The organism is Sulfurisphaera tokodaii str. 7 (genome assembly GCF_000011205.1).
GTDB lineage: Archaea > Thermoproteota > Thermoprotei_A > Sulfolobales > Sulfolobaceae > Sulfurisphaera > Sulfurisphaera tokodaii.
In genome coordinates this window covers 1,526,982-1,543,080 of record NC_003106.2, presented here as the reverse complement: position 1 = coordinate 1,543,080, position 16,099 = coordinate 1,526,982, and the positions used below count along the sequence as shown (strand labels likewise).

The 16,099-nt window shown below is 31.9% G+C and carries 18 protein-coding genes and 4 pseudogenes; 20 read left to right on the top strand and 2 right to left on the bottom strand.

The annotated features are described in order from the left end of the window. The first annotated feature begins 77 nt into the window (after positions 1–77). The 10 genes and pseudogenes from STK_RS08655 (at position 78) to STK_RS08615 (ending at position 7,278) form a co-directional block, all read left to right on the top strand. The gene (locus STK_RS08655) at positions 78–1,220 is read left to right on the top strand and encodes a peptidase U32 family protein (protein WP_010979599.1); all 1,143 of its coding nucleotides are present in this window, start codon (positions 78–80) and stop codon (positions 1,218–1,220) included. Then, positions 1,201–1,901: pseudogene (locus STK_RS08650) on the top strand (MBL fold metallo-hydrolase). Before STK_RS08655 ends, STK_RS08650 begins: the two are co-directional and overlap by 20 nt. 50 nt (positions 1,902–1,951) lie before the next feature. Next, positions 1,952–2,170, top strand: a complete 219-nt coding sequence (locus tag STK_RS08645; RefSeq protein WP_052846594.1) for a hypothetical protein — start codon at positions 1,952–1,954, stop codon at positions 2,168–2,170. After that, entirely contained in the window at positions 2,171–2,329 is a 159-nt protein-coding gene (locus STK_RS15295; RefSeq protein WP_198429669.1) for a hypothetical protein, read from the top strand. A gap of 604 nt (positions 2,330–2,933) precedes the next feature. Beyond that, positions 2,934–3,569: a M56 family metallopeptidase gene (locus STK_RS08640; RefSeq protein ID WP_198429668.1), complete on the top strand. Its 636-nt coding sequence runs from the start codon at positions 2,934–2,936 to the stop codon at positions 3,567–3,569. Between the two features lie 121 nt (positions 3,570–3,690). Further along, positions 3,691–4,170 (top strand): phosphohistidine phosphatase SixA, encoded by a 480-nt coding sequence (sixA, locus tag STK_RS08635; protein ID WP_010979596.1) that lies wholly within the window; start codon positions 3,691–3,693, stop codon positions 4,168–4,170. 2 nt (positions 4,171–4,172) lie between these two features. Further along, entirely contained in the window at positions 4,173–5,426 is a 1,254-nt protein-coding gene (locus STK_RS08630) for a Ppx/GppA phosphatase family protein (RefSeq protein ID WP_010979594.1), read from the top strand. Next, complete coding sequence (tmk, locus tag STK_RS08625) at positions 5,423–6,064, top strand: dTMP kinase (RefSeq protein ID WP_010979593.1); 642 nt, start codon at positions 5,423–5,425, stop codon at positions 6,062–6,064. Before STK_RS08630 ends, tmk begins: the two co-directional genes overlap by 4 nt. After that, entirely contained in the window at positions 6,048–6,665 is a 618-nt protein-coding gene (locus tag STK_RS08620) for a dTMP kinase (protein ID WP_052846593.1), read from the top strand. The genes tmk and STK_RS08620 overlap by 17 nt, the downstream gene beginning before the upstream one ends. Then, complete coding sequence (locus STK_RS08615; protein WP_052846592.1) at positions 6,646–7,278, top strand: hypothetical protein; 633 nt, start codon at positions 6,646–6,648, stop codon at positions 7,276–7,278. Before STK_RS08620 ends, STK_RS08615 begins: the two co-directional genes overlap by 20 nt. Here STK_RS08615 and STK_RS08610 read toward each other — a convergent pair. Beyond that, on the bottom strand, positions 7,254–7,601 hold the full coding sequence (locus STK_RS08610; RefSeq protein ID WP_198429667.1) for a hypothetical protein: 348 nt from the start codon (positions 7,599–7,601) through the stop codon (positions 7,254–7,256). The genes STK_RS08615 and STK_RS08610 overlap by 25 nt on opposite strands. Positions 7,602–7,910: 309 nt before the next feature. Here STK_RS08610 and STK_RS08605 point away from each other — a divergent pair, with 309 nt between their 5' ends. The 5 genes from STK_RS08605 to acs all read left to right on the top strand — a co-directional run bounded on the left by STK_RS08605 (position 7,911) and on the right by acs (position 12,250). Next, positions 7,911–8,099, top strand: a complete 189-nt coding sequence (locus tag STK_RS08605) for a hypothetical protein (protein WP_052846977.1) — start codon at positions 7,911–7,913, stop codon at positions 8,097–8,099. A gap of 34 nt (positions 8,100–8,133) precedes the next feature. Continuing rightward, the gene (locus STK_RS08600; RefSeq protein WP_198429666.1) at positions 8,134–8,373 is read left to right on the top strand and encodes a hypothetical protein; all 240 of its coding nucleotides are present in this window, start codon (positions 8,134–8,136) and stop codon (positions 8,371–8,373) included. Positions 8,374–8,567: 194 nt separating this feature from the next. Further along, the gene (locus tag STK_RS08595; protein ID WP_010979589.1) at positions 8,568–9,116 is read left to right on the top strand and encodes a DUF998 domain-containing protein; all 549 of its coding nucleotides are present in this window, start codon (positions 8,568–8,570) and stop codon (positions 9,114–9,116) included. A gap of 289 nt (positions 9,117–9,405) precedes the next feature. Continuing rightward, a complete protein-coding gene (locus STK_RS08590) occupies positions 9,406–10,014 on the top strand; it encodes a DUF981 family protein (protein ID WP_010979588.1) in 609 nt (202 codons plus the stop codon). A 256-nt stretch (positions 10,015–10,270) separates the two neighbouring features. Continuing rightward, the gene (acs, locus tag STK_RS08585; RefSeq protein WP_010979587.1) at positions 10,271–12,250 is read left to right on the top strand and encodes an acetate--CoA ligase alpha subunit; all 1,980 of its coding nucleotides are present in this window, start codon (positions 10,271–10,273) and stop codon (positions 12,248–12,250) included. Here acs and STK_RS08580 read toward each other — a convergent pair. Continuing rightward, positions 12,247–12,630, bottom strand: a complete 384-nt coding sequence (locus tag STK_RS08580) for an OsmC family protein (protein ID WP_010979586.1) — start codon at positions 12,628–12,630, stop codon at positions 12,247–12,249. The genes acs and STK_RS08580 overlap by 4 nt on opposite strands. Before the next feature lie 271 nt (positions 12,631–12,901). Here STK_RS08580 and STK_RS08575 point away from each other — a divergent pair, with 271 nt between their 5' ends. From STK_RS08575 to STK_RS08565, 5 genes and pseudogenes are all read left to right on the top strand, one after another. Next, positions 12,902–13,135, top strand: coding sequence for an AbrB/MazE/SpoVT family DNA-binding domain-containing protein (locus STK_RS08575; RefSeq protein WP_010979585.1), 234 nt, complete (start codon positions 12,902–12,904; stop codon positions 13,133–13,135). Positions 13,136–13,246: 111 nt separating this feature from the next. Then, positions 13,247–13,492 (top strand): annotated as a pseudogene (locus STK_RS14885) (PIN domain-containing protein); the annotation flags it as partial. Positions 13,493–13,732: 240 nt separating this feature from the next. Continuing rightward, a pseudogene (locus STK_RS08570) lies at positions 13,733–14,077 on the top strand (PaREP1 family protein); the annotation flags it as partial. A 342-nt stretch (positions 14,078–14,419) separates the two neighbouring features. Continuing rightward, positions 14,420–14,530 (top strand): annotated as a pseudogene (locus STK_RS15290) (IS6 family transposase); the annotation flags it as partial. A gap of 522 nt (positions 14,531–15,052) precedes the next feature. Next, positions 15,053–16,096 carry a VIT1/CCC1 transporter family protein gene (locus STK_RS08565; RefSeq protein ID WP_010979583.1) on the top strand — a complete coding sequence of 348 codons (1,044 nt, stop codon included), beginning with the start codon at positions 15,053–15,055 and terminating at the stop codon, positions 16,094–16,096. Positions 16,097–16,099: the final 3 nt, after the last annotated feature.

The following is a 16,099-nucleotide window of genomic DNA, read 5'->3' as shown; positions in this document are numbered from 1 at the left end:
TTATATATTATTTTCGATTATAACGCACAAATAATAAATACACTAAACTTAAATTTATTCATATACTATATTATTTTATGCGACTAGTTGTTGCAACAAACTTCGATAACGACTTAATAGAGAAAATTTCAAAATATCCAGTAAAGTACATTTACGGTAGCCAAACAGAGACACTAACCGGACATGGTAGGGCTTCTTTTATTTTACCTAAAGTTAACGATGAAAAACTTAAGGAACATATTTCTGTAGCCCATTCTTATAAGATAAAATTTCTATATACGATGAATACTGCAAATCTTCATGGTAAGGAGTATGATGAACATTTCCTTAATAAATTAAAAAATGAAATAGAAAAATTAATAAATTTTGGTGTTGATGGTTTTATAGTTGCCTTACCCTTTTTAATTTACTTTATCAGAAAAGAACACCCAGATATAGAAGTTTCTGTATCCTCTTTTGCAAGAATAACTAACATTAGAAAAGTTGAGGAATATCTACAGATGGGGGCAAATACTGTTATCATGGATGAAGATACAAATAGGAATTTTACGCTATTGGAGGCTTCTGCAAAGTTAGCAAAAAAGTATAATGCTGATATTGAAGTAATTACAAATAATACTTGTCTATGGAGTTGTCCCTATAAATTAATTCATGATCAGGTGACTTCTTATCTCTCAGCTAAAGATGGAGTTAAAAATGTTTGGTTTGAATATCCTGTTCTGTTTTGCGCTACTGAAGTTAGGAATGATTTTGCTAATATTATCAGAATGAGATGGATTAGACCAGAAGATTTGCATTATTATGAGGAGATCGGAATTGACAGGTTTAAGATTGCTGGAAGGAATAAGAAAACCGATTGGTTAGTAAATGTTGTAAAGGCTTACTCAGAAAGGGAATACAAAGGAAATTTACTTGACATTTTAAGTTATGTTCAGGGTAGAGCAACTACTTCTGCACTAAGGAGAATTAATGAATCGTCAAACTACGAAATATTAATGAAAGTGTACGTAGATAATGCTCAATTCCCGCCTAACTGGTTGAGTTATTTCAAATATAATAGGTGTGAAGAAAGGAGTTGTGAGGAATGTAGATATTGTGATATAATTGCCGAGAAGGTCATAAAGATTGATGGTAAGCCTTTCTTCCAACAACAAGAAAAGTTTAAACCACAAATAGAACTTATTCCGAGGTTTGTTAGTCATGGTGAAGATAACAGATAGGATAAGGATTGCAGAGCTATTAGAACCAAATTTCTTTGGAACAATACTAAACCATAATGTTGTAATAATAGAAAAAGAGGTCCTAATGGTGGATTAATGCTCGTAGATACTAGTCTACCAGATAATTATGAGAATCTAGAGAAATATTTAAAATCATGGGGGTATTCAATAGAGGACATTTCGGATATCATAATTACTCATGCTCATCCAGATCACTTTGGAAATGCGGAAAGAATAAAGAGAGAAGCAAAAGCTAAAATTTATGCCCATGAAGAAGAGAAATTTGAAATGAAAAAAGTTAAGTTTGAAGATGTCGAAAAGGAATTTAATAATGTGAGTGATACCGAAATACAAAAGACATTAGACAGAATAAATAATATGAAAGTTGAAATTCCTACTGTTGATGTTAAGCTTAAAGGTGGAGAGGAACTTGGTGGATTTAGAGTAATCCATGTGCCGGGGCATACAAAAGGACATATAGCATTAATGGGTGAAGGGGTTTTAATTGTTGGCGACGCAATAAGAAATATTAACGGAGTAAAACCACCTATAAGGTTTTTCTGTTGGGACTACGAAAAAGCCTTAAGATCTTTTAACTATTTACTTTCTTTACCTTTTAGAGTTCTAATACCATATCACGGAGATATATTGCATGAATACAACGCGTATTATTTTATCTAAATTTTTAACGAAAGAAAGAAAGTATTAGTTTTTACATCATATTCAACTCAATGTATGAGAGAGAGTTCACGCTTTATATCGACTCTAAACAAGTGTTTAATATTTTATCAGATATTGTATTTCTTGCTGGAATATCTGGACACTTTGCAGTATTGCTAGCTGAAGATAAGAGTGGAGAATTATTACCACCACCTAAAGCTAAGAATAAGACTGGAAAATATATTGTTGCTTACCTTAATATACCAGATACAGAAAAAGAGAAAGTTTAAGTGGAACTACTTTCTATAACTCAAACTCTAGTAAGTTCTACTCAAATAGAATATATTCTGTCTGATGGAAATGAAATAACAGCTCAGGTAGATTTCTTTATAAAACAAGACGGGGAAAATACTATTTTAAGAATTAAAGTAAAAGATGAAAGGAATTAAATCATTTTTTAGCAAGAAAAAAGTGTTTGAATATATGCACCTATAGAGCATATTTTAGAAGATCATATATTTACAGCAATTAAGCAGACAACAACATCTTCATCTGAGGTTTTTAGGGAAAATAGAAGGAACACCTATTAATGCTATAAAAGAAGCTAAAAAATATATTTCAGTAATAAAGTTTGGCGGAATTTACATATATGGAGAAAATCTTTAAGGAATTTATACTATTATAGACGGTGAATTAGATAACGGCGAATTAATAATAGGAGAGAAGAGATCTACTGGTATCAACGTACTTTATGAGTTACTGAATTATGAGAAGCCAGTAAAAATTTTGTTGTTTGATTCTGAAATAGGAGATAAAATTTACGATTTTATAAAGACAAAAGGCTTAGAAAAAATATTTGGCTAGATATTGCACAATAAATATTATCTTTTGTTCGAAAAATCTCTTATGTGGTGGAGATATTACTTTATTTCTTTTGCTATACTCCTAGCACTTTCCCTTATTCTCTCAAATTTCATTCCATTAAACTTCTATCTAGAATGTGGCGAAATATCTTTAATCTTTTTCGTGTGGTATTTATTATCCCCTTTAATTATGATCTTTTCGTTTAGACTTAAAAAAAGTAATGACGAGAGACTGAACTCACTAGTTTCTTACACATCTTCAATATTTAACATGAAGAAACCGCTTGTATATGTAACAAAGACAGATTATTCAAATGCTTTTGCATTTGGAAATTTCTTTTACAAAGCTATTGGATATACATCGGGGCTTTTGTCATCTTTACAAGATAATGAAATTATTGGCGTTACAGCCCATGAGTTAGCACATTTAAAAAATCATGACATGGAGATTCAAGTTCTCGGCTTAATTCTTTATAACATTCTATATCTTTATCTTTTCAATATAAACTTTATATTAGGTCTAGTTACTTTTGCACTTGCTTACCCTCTTTTCATCTTTATACATAGAATGCTAGAAAAAAGAGCTGATTTAACTGCAGTTAAGAATAATAGGTGGCTAACTATCTATTTAGAGAACGCATTAATAAAAATTGGTTATTTGGGCCGAAGTATACCTTCTTACTTACTTAGAGATATTCCAGATTTTCAATTATATTTTATAAAACAACAGCTAATAATGAATAACAGTAGAAGTATTTTTAGAACCCATCCTTCATTATCGGAGAGATTGAGGTACTTAAGTAAATATGAAGAATGGAGTAGTTGATACCTAATATGTAATGGAAAAATTGTAAACATATAGACCTCACATATAATAATATAACCTTATACTATTATATAGTTTATATAGAAAACCTTAAATAGGAACGGTCGAAGATATAGTTAGCATGCTTAGTTTAATTATAGTAAGGCATGGAGATGCTGAACCTCAAATTGAGGGAAAGGATGATAAAGATAGAAAACTAGTGAAGAAAGGAATAAAGCAAATGAAAAGAATTGCTACTTTTCTTGATGAAATGGGGATAAAAATTGATAAAGTTGTTTCCAGCCCCTATTTAAGAGCATACCAATCAGCAGAGGCTATATTGGATAAAATGGGGGTAGATAGTCTAAAAATAGAGACTTATGATGATCTCATACCAGATAAGGATCCATCTCTATTTATTGAAAAGATAAAGGAGTTTCCAGACAATATTACAGTATTAATTGTAGGTCACGAACCGTATCTCTCTGGTTTAATTAAAGCACTAACCGGTGGAAGTGTTGAGATTAAGAAAGGAGGTATGGCTATGGTTGATTATGATTTAAAAGAAAACAAAGGTGTTTTAAAAATGCTTTTAACTCAGAAGGTGCTTAAGATGATTTAATTATGTTATCAGCAGTTATTGATGCTGGTTTTAATTCCTTTCGTTTAGTTCTATACCAGGTTTTCCCTAATGGAACTTTTAGAATTATAGGCTCGATTAAGTCTTTTGTAAGAATAGGAGAAGGGTTAGAAGAAGGAAAACCTATAGGAGAGAGTAAAATTAGAGAAGCTGAAGAAGCCTTTTCGATTTTTAAGAAGATCATTGATAAAGAGAAAGTAGAGGATGTTAAAATAGTTGCTACTAGTGCGTTTAGATACGCCACTAACGGTAATGAGATTGCCCAGAAATTAAGTAAACTCATAGGATATGAAATGAAAATTATTTCTGGAGAAGAAGAGGGAAGATTTTCCGGGATTGGAATCCTAAATACTTTACCCGTCTCTAACGGCATACTTTTTGAACTTGGAGGAGGTTCTCTTGAACTAATTGAGGTTAATGAGGGAAATATTGGTAAAGTTTATCAGTTACCTATAGGTGCATTAAAACTCTTGAATTACCAAGAAAAAGAGATAAGAAAAAGAGTGAAAGATCAGTTATCAACGCTCTCTCTGAAAAGACAAGGTGTTCTAGTTGGATCTGGAGGTAATGTGAGAGCTTTGGCAAAAATGGATTTAAAACTTTTATCTTATCCAACAAGATCAATTCATGGTTATTCAATTCCATCAAAACAAATAAGTAAATATTCCTCACTTCTTCCTACTTTAGATGTAGATGCAAGAGCCTCTCTCCCCGGAATTGGAAAAGAAAGAGCTTTCACGATACATACAGCATCAATCATCATAGATGAGCTAATGAAATATTTTAATGCGGAAAATCTAATTGTTTCTGCTTATGGTATGAGGGAAGGAGTACTTACAGAAGGAAGAAGACTGAATAGAGAGAGTTGGTTGTATGGGATAGCATACTTTAATGCGTTAGAGCCGCCAATTCAAATATTCAAGGATATAATAGATAGTGTAGGAGGAAAGTACTCGTTTTATATTGCTTCATCAGCCTATTTATCCCTAATATTTAAGATGTCTGGTTATCTCAATCCTTATGAGGCTTGTTATAGGTTTATCAAGAATTCTGTTTTGCCAGGTTTTCTTTTAGAAGAAGCTTTAATAATAAGCTTTATATGTAAATCTACATATAGTAAAATAAAGAAAAAGCATATTAAATTTTTAAGTGAAAAACCGAGTAAAAAAGAGCTATCATCTTATGGAAATATAGTGAAAAACGCGGTTGAGAAATATGTTAATGGTGTTAGACTATGAAAAAGGGAGTTCTAATAGCTTTTGAAGGAATTGATGGATCTGGTAAATCAAGTCAGGCTACGTTACTTAAGGATTGGATAGAATTAAAAAGAGATGTCTATCTAACTGAGTGGAACTCCTCAGACTGGATTCATGATATAATTAAAGAGGCAAAGAAGAAAGATCTTCTTACCCCATTAACTTTTAGTCTAATACACGCTACTGATTTTTCTGACAGGTATGAAAGGTATATTTTACCAATGTTAAAGTCTGGTTTCATAGTTATTTCTGATAGGTACATTTACACAGCTTATGCTAGGGATAGCGTTAGGGGAGTAGATATTGATTGGGTTAAGAAACTGTACTCATTTGCTATAAAACCGGATATTACTTTTTACATCAGAGTTTCACCAGATATAGCACTAGAGAGGATAAAGAAATCAAAAAGGAAAATAAAACCTCAAGAGGCTGGTGCTGATATATTTCCAGGATTATCACCAGAGGAGGGATTCCTGAAATACCAGGGACTAATTACTGAGGTTTATGATAAATTAGTTAAGGATGAGAATTTTATAGTGATTGACGGAACTAAAACTCCGAAGGAAATACAAATTCAAATTAGAAAATTTGTAGGTGAGTTAATTGATAATAGCTTTTGAAGGAATTGAGGGATCTGGTAGGACAGCCCATTTAGAGGCTGTTAAACGTTACCTAGAAAAAGAAGGTTATGGTACAGTAACTTTTGGATTACAGATGTCAAAGTTAATAGGTGAGAGAATTTCGCAAGTTAAAAGAAATATAGTATTTGAAAGAAGGACACTATTTTTAGCTTATGTTACTGATTTAGCGGATCAAGTTGAGAACTATGTTAAACCTTCATTAGACTCTGGTTTTATTGCATTAGCTGATGGCTACATATTAACCCTAATGTCATGGGGACTAGTAAGAGGATTAGAGAAAGATTGGATGAATGATGTTTTGTCTATTTTTCCTAGATCTGCAATATACTTTTCCCTTATCTCAAGACCAGAAGAAATCATAAAGAGAATAATAAAGAAAAGAGGATTCTTAGACCCTCTTAGTGCGGGAATAGATATTTGTATAAAAAGCGATGTGTTTACAGCTTATGAAGATTATATTAATGAATTTCAGAAAGTTCTTATTTCTCTCTCTACAAAGGAAAGTATTATTTACACGGATAGGAATTTTGATGAAGTACATAAGGAGATAGTGAATAAAATTGAAAGCCTTACGTCCTGAAGAATATGCAAACATTAATCTTAAAGAAGTACTAGGAAGAACTAAAATTGATGAAGAGAGTATTCATGACGCTAGAGTTAGCTTAAGAAAGTACTATGACGTTCTAACTTCTCTTTACCCGGTTTATGAAAATTCCGAATGTGCTTTCATTTCAAATGAAATTATAGGAAATCTAGGAAGAATAAGGGATATGGATATCTGCGGATCAAGAGATAGAAGAAGAGATAAACTGGCTTACGATACTATAAAGAAATTTAAACGATTAAAAATATGCTTTTTACCAAGGAAAATCTATGGAAGTAGGCTTCTTCTGTTTACACGTATTTACAGTTTATATAAGTTAATTCCTCAGTTAGATGATTTCCATGAAATTAGAAAAAGAGTGAGAATCATAAGGAACTTAGCTGAAGCTTTAGGTTATAGCTCTCAAGAGATAAAGATCATTTCAAAAAAGATGGGTGATGTAAGGGATAACATACTGAAAATGGAATGTAATGGTTTGACACCACCAGAAATTAACGTAAATATTTACAAAGAGGAAGCACTCAAGGCAATAACAAGGATTATTAAAAGTCAAGACGAGTTTCATTATCGCTTTATTAACTTAGAATAGATTATGAGGGCTATTCCAGATACTATCAAGATGGGAGAAACGACAAACATATATTCAATGTCTAAGGCTAAGCCGTAAGCCTCGTAAATAGTAAAATATACTGTGGAAGAGATATTATTAGCGTTACATAGTATTAACTTACCCGGAGAAGAGGAAAAGAAACAAATAACATATAAAATACTATCATTAGTAGTTGTAGCACCAGAAGGATAACCGTAAACCTTAATCGGATTAGAAAAATTATAAGAAAAAAGTACTTCAGAACCACCTTTATACGGAACAGTATAGGATTCGTGAGGAAGAATTACAACTTTATTACTCATCCTTATAGAGTTTTGAGATGCAAAAGGTATTAAAGAAAGAAACAAGATTCCAAGAATAACCAGTATGACGGCTATTATAAATAAACGCATGAATAAAAATTATTATTATACTTTTTATTTCTATCCGAAAACACTGCTCTAAGATAACAATTTCAGCTTATATACCATATTGTGCCCACACATCATAGCAAATTTCCAGGTTAAAGAATTTTTAAATTTAATTACTTATAAGAATGGAAAGGGCTGAATCCTTCTTTATGTTAATGGAAATCTTTTTATATTTGTTAATTTTAAATTTCTATGGTGGAGATGATCCCTCATTCTGATGTGGGCACTGCCCAAAAGGGTGGGGGTGAAAATTGCAGAGATGTGAGCCCTATGCCGTTGGGCTCAAAGGAGTCCCATGACCCACCTACCATGAAACTTGGTAGGTGGTTGAGGGCTAAGTCCCTACACCAGATCATGATTGAAGATAAAATGATTGAAATGATGGTATAGGGACAAACGGTTAAAAATCCCTAATATTGTGTTAATGAGGTCATCAATAATTGATAATACTCCAAAATATTCTAAATACAATATATTTAACGTTAGAGTAGAGTTTCCATTAAACGTTATAGACATAACTACAATTGAAGATCAAGTTAGGGAACAATTGAAAGACTTCGATATAGTTGAGGGACCTTATATAAACGAACAAAGTGATAAAGAATTCGTCATAATTTTGGTGAGGATCAAAGTATCCGAAAAGAACGACTGGGAAAAAAACTAAGTCTGAAGCTCTTAAAAGATCACTTAAGTTAAGACAAGAATTAGTCAAGCAACAACAGAAAATCTCTAATACAACTTGATTTATATATAGAGTTAAATTGGATTAAAAAGTATTTATCTTACATTTGGAAAATCCTCTCTTTAAAACGGCCTTACTTAAAAAACTTATGAAATAAAAACGCTTAAATTAATATTGTGAGAATCTTAAAATACACAGGGTTCATAAGCGCAATATTAGCATGGATAATAATATTTGCAAGCATTAGCCTCAACCCATGGTTCAATTTTACTAAAAATGCTTTTAGTGATTTAGGTGGACCTTTCGCAAAAGATCCTTGGCTATATAATTATGGTCTTATAGTAGTTTCCTTATTTGCTTTTCTTTATGCAGTTTTTTTGGCAAAAGTAAATGGAAATAAAATTTTGATAATAGGGTCAGCTTTTGTAATGGTTGCCGCAATTTTTCTGGCCTTAATAGGAATATATCATGAGGGGACATATCCGCATTTATTTGTTTCCACTTGGTTCTTCATACAGTTTGACATTGCAATTTTAACATACGGGATAGGCTTACTAATGGAAAGAAGAAAACTAGGAATTTATATGATAATTCTCTTTATCATTGCAAACGTTGTAGCTGGAGTAATTAAGTGGCCCTCTTCGGCAACAATTGAAGCTTGGGGAATTTCGATAATTGATATCTGGGTAATACTTTCATTTTTAGATGCATCTCAGAGACGATAAATAGATATTTTACTAAAAAAGAAGAGAATAGAGAGTTCAAAACTAGTTCATTTTCACTTACATGTGTATAAGAATATGTAATAAAGTATGTTGTACATATTTATATTTTTGTTCTGATAAGGTATAAAATTTTCAATTAATTTAGATGAGTAATTTTAAATGAATAAATTTAAAAAGTTTAAAATTTTTTAAATATCAGTTTATCGTTAATACTCATCTACAAATGTATATACCTTAACATATTCTGTTTATATCACCGGAGTTATATAATTATAATTGGTGATAAAAAATGGCACTATTCATAGATATATTAACTATTCAGTCGATAACAATGGGTATAGGTTTCTTAACCTTTGCTTACGGCTTAATTAAGACATTCCTAGTTCATTCCACAGTGCAAGATTACAGAAATGCTATTAAACCACAATACATGCCACTGCTATTGTTAGGTTTACTTATGTCTATTACTGGATTTTACGGAATGCTTACTTGGCCCTTACCATCCAGTTATAACATATTATTCTACGATCTTTATCCCGTATTAGGTTTAGGAATTATAGGAATAGCTTTAAGTATTAAGAATGAGTATAAGCTCGAACACTTAGGCTTCATGGCTTTGTTATTTGGATTAGTAACAATATATTATGGTGTACAAGGATATTTGCACAATATGACTCTTGAACCAACGGCATTATTAGCATTGTACACATTAACTGGACTAGCTTCAATATTCTTCTATCCTGTAGCAATATTCCTTGATAACGGAAAGTGGAGTAAAATATGGTTAATAGTAGATGCAGTTTTACTAATATTAGCCGGATTATTAGCCGCATATATAGGAATTGAAGCAGTAGGAGAACATCTTGTTGCATTTAGCAAATGGACTCCATTCATTTAAGATTTTTCTTTATATAATTTCTGAGTTAAGTTAATGTTTTTATCACATCAATTTTTAATTAAGGAAATAAGAATTTTTAGTAAACTATAACACTATATTTAAAGAATTGATTAAAGAGAAAGATTTTACTTAAAGAATGTACACATATTAATTTTTTGAGTGACAAATTGTAATTATGCACTACTTATTTAAGTAAGAACAATTGGCCTAATTCGTTAAGTTAAATATATATTTTAACTTCTCTTTATATTTATGTATGTCATTAGAATACCTCTTTAAACCAAAGAGTATTGCTGTTATTGGGGCTTCTCGCTATAAAGAGAAAGTTGGAAATGTGGTATTCAGAAATCTTCTATATACTTATCACGGAAAACTTTACCCAGTAAATTCAAAGGCTGAAGATGTTGAAGGTGTAAAAGCATATAAAAGCGTTAAGGAGATTCCAGATCCTATAGATATGGTAGTAATTACAGTACCTAGAGAGGCTGTGCCACAAGTAATGGAAGAGGCTGTAGAAAAAAATGTGAAAGCAGCAATTGTAATTACTGCTGGATTTAAAGAAGTTGGTGAGGCCGAATTAGAAGATAAGGTCATAAGTATTGCCAGAAAAGGAGGAATAAGAGTTTTAGGACCAAATACATTTGGTATCATTACCCCAGAGTTTAATGCAACTTTTGCCTATACTGACGTTAAAAGAGGAAATATTGCATTAGTTGTTCAAAGCGGTGGTCTAGGAGTTTACATGCTAAATTGGGCACAGAAATATAGAGTAGGAATAAGTTATATGGTGAGTTTAGGTAACCAAGCTGATGTAAAAGAGTATGAAGTTATTGAATACCTTTCAAGAGACCCAGAAACAAGAGCAATATTCGTTTACCTAGAAGGAGTCTCAGATGGTAATTCTTTCTTAGAAACTTTACCAGAAGCCACGAAGAGAAAACCGGTAGTATTCTTAAAAGGGGGTACTACAAGTAATGGTGCAGCAGCAGCTAAAACACATACTGGCAGTTTGGCTGGCTCTTTTGAAGTTTTCAAAGCAGCAGTTAGGACTGTTGGAGGAATTCTGGTGGATAATCTTCATGACATGCTAAACCTAGCAAAGCTCTTAATGTATTCTGAGCCGGTTACCGAAGAATTACTTGTAATTACTAATTCTGGCGGACATGGAGTTCTTACTTCTGATGAAATTGAGAAAAATGGGTTAAGAATGGTTGAAATACCAGACTGGATGAAAGAAACTTTAAGAAAGATTTTACCACCAACTTCAGTACCTAGAAATCCTTTAGATTTAACAGGAGATGCTAATAAGGAAAGATACTATTCTGCATTAAAGATTGTCAGTGAGTTAAATTCGACTAAGTTAGTTATAGTTCAAGCTTTACCAATGGTTAGCTGTACGGACGTTGCTAGAGTGATTTCAAACTTTAAGGGAAAAGGAGTTATCGGAATTACCATGGGACTTGATGAGGATACTGCATTAAAAATTTTAGAAACTACTGGAATTCCAGCATATACATTCCCAGAGGATGCTGTAAAAGCTATTAAATATTTTGTAAATAAGCCAATACCGAGGAAGAAAATAAGGACAGTTCAACCAATTGAAAGTGCTATAGAACTTGTTAAGGGAAAGAAAACATTGAGGGATTATGAGGCGATGAAACTTATGGAAATTTACGGAATAAGAACTCCCAAATGGGGAATTGCTGAAAGTGTAGAAGAGGCCCAGAGAATTGCAGACTCTATTGGTTATCCAGTAGTTATGAAAATTTCACCAGATGAACCAGTACATAAAACAGAAATGAAAGGAGTTGTTGTTAATGTGGAGAAAGACCAAGTAAAGGATGTTTATTCGCAATTATCTAAAATAACTAAGAGGGTAATGATTCAAGAGCAGTTAAACGGTTTAGAAGTCTATATTGGTGGTATAAGGGATCCGGTATTTGGTCATGTAGTTCTAGTAGGAAGTGGAGGAATTTATGTTGAGGTTTTAAAGAATGTTGCATATGGTTTGTCACCAATCTATGAAGACGAAGCACAAGAACTCTTAATGGAGAGCAAGATTCACGCTATGTTAACTGCTAGGAAAAGGGGTTATGACGAGAATTCGCTTATAAGGACAATAATAAGTGTCTCTAGGATGATAGTTGATTTAAATATAAGAGAAATGGACATAAATCCATTATTTGTAAATGAGAGAGGAGCCTTTGCTGTAGATGTAAGAATAGTATTTGATTAATTACCAGGTAAAATTTCTATTTTTTCCGAAAAACTTAGATAAATTGGACATTCCTTCTTTACTTTACGTATCATCTCTTCTAATTCTTCTGATGAACAACCACTATTATATATAAAAACTTTTATCTTCTTTATAACAGGATATCCTAGCATAAATTGCTTTTCATCAATCTCGTATACTGCCCTAACTTTACAATCCTTAATCTTAATTCCCTCTTTTTTAGCTATGCTTTCAAAAGCTTCAGCTATGCAATGAGGTATAGAGATAAGAAATGCATATAATGGTGCCTCTAGATATAATTTACTAGCTTTTTCTCTCCTACCTGGTATTTCTACGGTTGGATTTTCAAAGTCACCATATAAACTAATACTAAATTCCATTTTATAATAGATTTTAGATTAATCAATAAAAAATTAACTACTAAGTGTTTATGTATGAGTTAATGAAGAATTGCGTTCCAACATATTTAACAAACCAAGGTCGTAAGAGAATATAGGTGGTAAGTAATAGTATCGAGATATGAATATATGAAGAAAAGTAATTCAATCTGATACTTATCGGAGAATCGTCATGATGTAGTTTAGTTACAAATCGTTAAACTTATCGTTACATGAAGTTAAACTTAAATCTCATTTTAATAATTATATTCTTATGTATAGGTTAAAAGTTCATAAGAAAGGAATAATAGTAATACCTAAAGAGGTTAGAGATAAGCTTAACATAAAGGAGGGTGATGAGGTAAACGTCATAGTTGACGATGAAGGTATTTACATATTTCCTAAAGAGAGTATTGAAAAATATTTCGGAAGTGATAAGGATGCTATACAAGCTTTAAAAATTTTAGAAGAAGAGAGGAGAAAAGAACGTGAAAAAAATAATGCTTGATGCATCTGCAATCATACTATACTTTTATGGCAATAAGGAAGTAAAAGAGATAATAGAAAAAACGAGGTTTACGTTAATCCTGTAAATCTCACAGAATTTCTTTATGCTTATACTAGAATTAAGGGATGGAAAGAAGCACTATTCAGATATAGTATTGTAAGAAATTCTTTCAAACTAATTGACATAAACGATGAGAATATAATTACAACATCTGCCAAGTTAAAAACTAAGTATAACCTTTCTTTAGGAGATGCATTTTTACTAGCCTCTGCTAAACATATTAACGGAGTCGCAATTACTAGCGATCATGAACTCAAGAATGTGAAAGAAGTTAGAGTTCTAATAGTTTCTCCATGAATTTCTTATTTTTACTGAGAGAATCTGGTTGTATCGTTAAATATATGAATCATAGCGAAAAGCGAGTTATTTTAAAGACTTTCCTAAACTGTAATATATCAAATACTGTCTTGTACGATCTTATCATAGACCTTGATTTCATAGCTATGAACTTCGATATTTTAAACAACGGCTAGTACCCTTATAGGGAAAAATAGTAAAACCCTTATATTTATAAATTTTGGGATCCACCCTATTTATGTGGAGTCTAAGATTCCTCTTATAGAGAAAAATAAGGAAGGATATACAAAGGTTAGGTTAATTGAATGTTTACAAGGAGTTGAATTATCCTTGTTAAGGCTTAAAGAAGGATTCGGTAGAAACTCTGCTGGGAAAGTTTTTATGGCATGGAAAGCCTTTATTAGTGCTCTTGTAGTACTAAACCTTGATAGGATTTATAGGGATGAGAAGGAAAAGGAATGGTATTTTAAAACTGGTTTCTTAGCATCTACTACCAGATTAAAGGGAATTTCCCAGAGGTTAGAAGATTTAGGATATAATGTTATTGATCTGACTTCAACTGCTCTTGCATTACACCGCTATGCCGTTGCTAACAGTTTCAGATAAGTCATGAATTTAATATTATTTGTATTCATTCAATTTTTCAAATCCTTTTAACGCTATTAAATAAGCTGAAGCCATATGCCTATCAAAACCTCTCTTGAGTGTGGACATAGTGTCGTCACTAAGCTATTTATATTTCTATAAATTTTTATCACATAGTAATATATTAGTTCAATATTTATACTCTTTATAAAGAAAGCCATCTAATAAATTTATATGCAAATGACGGCACTATCAGTGTGGACAACAATTTTGTTAATTCAAAATAAATTATATGGACTGTTCGTGTTCTATTGATAGAATGCTACGTAATACCTTTTTAGGGTGAGCACGGGAGTATTACCTGGAGGTGAGATTACGGGAACTAGGTGGAGTGGTCCCGTGCTCATCCAAGTAATATTAGTTCTAATGGAGTATATTAATCTTAAGCCTAGGCGTGGAGAGCCGGACAAGGGGTATGAGGACGAGGGGTTGAATACAAAATTATGAAACCTCAATGAAAATCCGACCCCTATTACGGACTATATAAAGGAGCAAGTGATTACTCCGATAGGACTGAAGTAATAAATGATATATTACATCTAATAAAAGAGATATTAAGATTACTAAAAGAGTATTTTAAGGACAAGTGAAATCAAGAACTAGAAGAACGTTATAAGAGAGTAGAAGAAATATTAAAGGACTTATAGGGAGTTTCATCTAAAGCTAATTAAAGAAGAAAAGTCTCATTTTGTTCCTTAATATAACTTACAGCTCATCTCCTAAATGTATGATCACCGTTTAATCTTACATTAATGAAATAATTTGTAAAGCAAATCAAATCGCCCAGCAATCCTGAATCTCCATAGTTCCATTTTATAATAGATTTTATATTAACCAATAAAAATTGGCTCTAAATTATTTTTATAAGGAAGCCAATTAGAAACATTTTTAAGTAAGAGTTACTATAAATTAAGTATGGACTATAACAAGAATTATATTGAAGAACTGTTTGATAGTGAAGTTTATAGAAGATTAGGAGATGTGGAGAAAGATAGAGTTACAAGAATATATCTTTATAAACTCTCAGAAATGGAAAGAAAACATTCCGAAATTTGGAAGGAAATTGCAATAAGTAGAGGCATAAAACTAGGAAAATTAAAATGGTATCACAAGTGGAAAATAAATTTCTATGTTATTTTTAGAAAAATATTCGGATTAGAGCTTACAACAAAACTATTAGAGAACGGAGAAGAAAGCGATATTAAAAAATACTATGAACTTTCAAAGAGCGAAGAACTAAGTGAAGAAGAAAGACAAAAAATGAGAGAATTAAGTGTTGATGAAGCTGTACATGAAGAAATTATATCTACGGTAAAATCTAAGGATGTTAGCGATTTTGTATATGGAATTAGTGATGGATTAGTTGAGGTTCTAGCTGCAACATCTGGTCTTTCTGGTGCTTTCAATATTCCATTTCTAGTTGGAATTTCTGGCTTAATAATTGGTGCTTCTGGCACTTTATCCATGGCTATTGGTGCTTATTTGTCTACGAAATCAGAAAAAGAAATTAATGAGCATAAGAGAAGAAAAATAGAGATACAAAAGCTTGTAGATAGAAAGGAAGTTGCGAAAAAACTTTCTATGATATTAACAGAACTAGGAATTAGAGAAAATATTGCCTCTGATATTTCTCCACAGCTTGTTGATGTTGCTGAAGACATAATTGCACCAAAAGTTGAGGAAAGCCCAAAAAAGAGTGCTGGAGTTACAGCGTTATCCTATATATCCGGTGCAGTAATTCCAATAATTCCTTATTTACTGGGTATTGGAGGATTAGTCGGTGTAATTTCCTCATATATCATTTCTGGAATAGCGATATTTATTGTGGGTTATTTAATAGGTTTGTTAAGTTCAGTAAATCCAGCTAAAAAAGGTGTTGAAATGTTAAGCCTAGGAATATTAGCTGCTATCGGAACACATATACTAGGTTTACTAGCTTCTTATTATTTGCACATTTAATTC

Coding starts and splice junctions, on each gene's coding strand:
- STK_RS08655 (WP_010979599.1), top strand. CDS start 78: ATGCGACTAGTTGTTGCAACAAACTTCGATAACGACTTAATAGAGAAA.
- STK_RS08645 (WP_052846594.1), top strand. CDS start 1,952: ATGTATGAGAGAGAGTTCACGCTTTATATCGACTCTAAACAAGTGTTT.
- STK_RS08640 (WP_198429668.1), top strand. CDS start 2,934: ATGATCTTTTCGTTTAGACTTAAAAAAAGTAATGACGAGAGACTGAAC.
- sixA (WP_010979596.1), top strand. CDS start 3,691: ATGCTTAGTTTAATTATAGTAAGGCATGGAGATGCTGAACCTCAAATT.
- STK_RS08630 (WP_010979594.1), top strand. CDS start 4,173: ATGTTATCAGCAGTTATTGATGCTGGTTTTAATTCCTTTCGTTTAGTT.
- tmk (WP_010979593.1), top strand. CDS start 5,423: ATGAAAAAGGGAGTTCTAATAGCTTTTGAAGGAATTGATGGATCTGGT.
- STK_RS08610 (WP_198429667.1), bottom strand. CDS start 7,601: ATGAGTAATAAAGTTGTAATTCTTCCTCACGAATCCTATACTGTTCCG.
- STK_RS08605 (WP_052846977.1), top strand. CDS start 7,911: ATGATCCCTCATTCTGATGTGGGCACTGCCCAAAAGGGTGGGGGTGAA.
- STK_RS08600 (WP_198429666.1), top strand. CDS start 8,134: ATGAGGTCATCAATAATTGATAATACTCCAAAATATTCTAAATACAAT.
- STK_RS08590 (WP_010979588.1), top strand. CDS start 9,406: ATGGCACTATTCATAGATATATTAACTATTCAGTCGATAACAATGGGT.
- acs (WP_010979587.1), top strand. CDS start 10,271: ATGTCATTAGAATACCTCTTTAAACCAAAGAGTATTGCTGTTATTGGG.
- STK_RS08580 (WP_010979586.1), bottom strand. CDS start 12,630: ATGGAATTTAGTATTAGTTTATATGGTGACTTTGAAAATCCAACCGTA.
- STK_RS08575 (WP_010979585.1), top strand. CDS start 12,902: ATGTATAGGTTAAAAGTTCATAAGAAAGGAATAATAGTAATACCTAAA.
- STK_RS08565 (WP_010979583.1), top strand. CDS start 15,053: ATGGACTATAACAAGAATTATATTGAAGAACTGTTTGATAGTGAAGTT.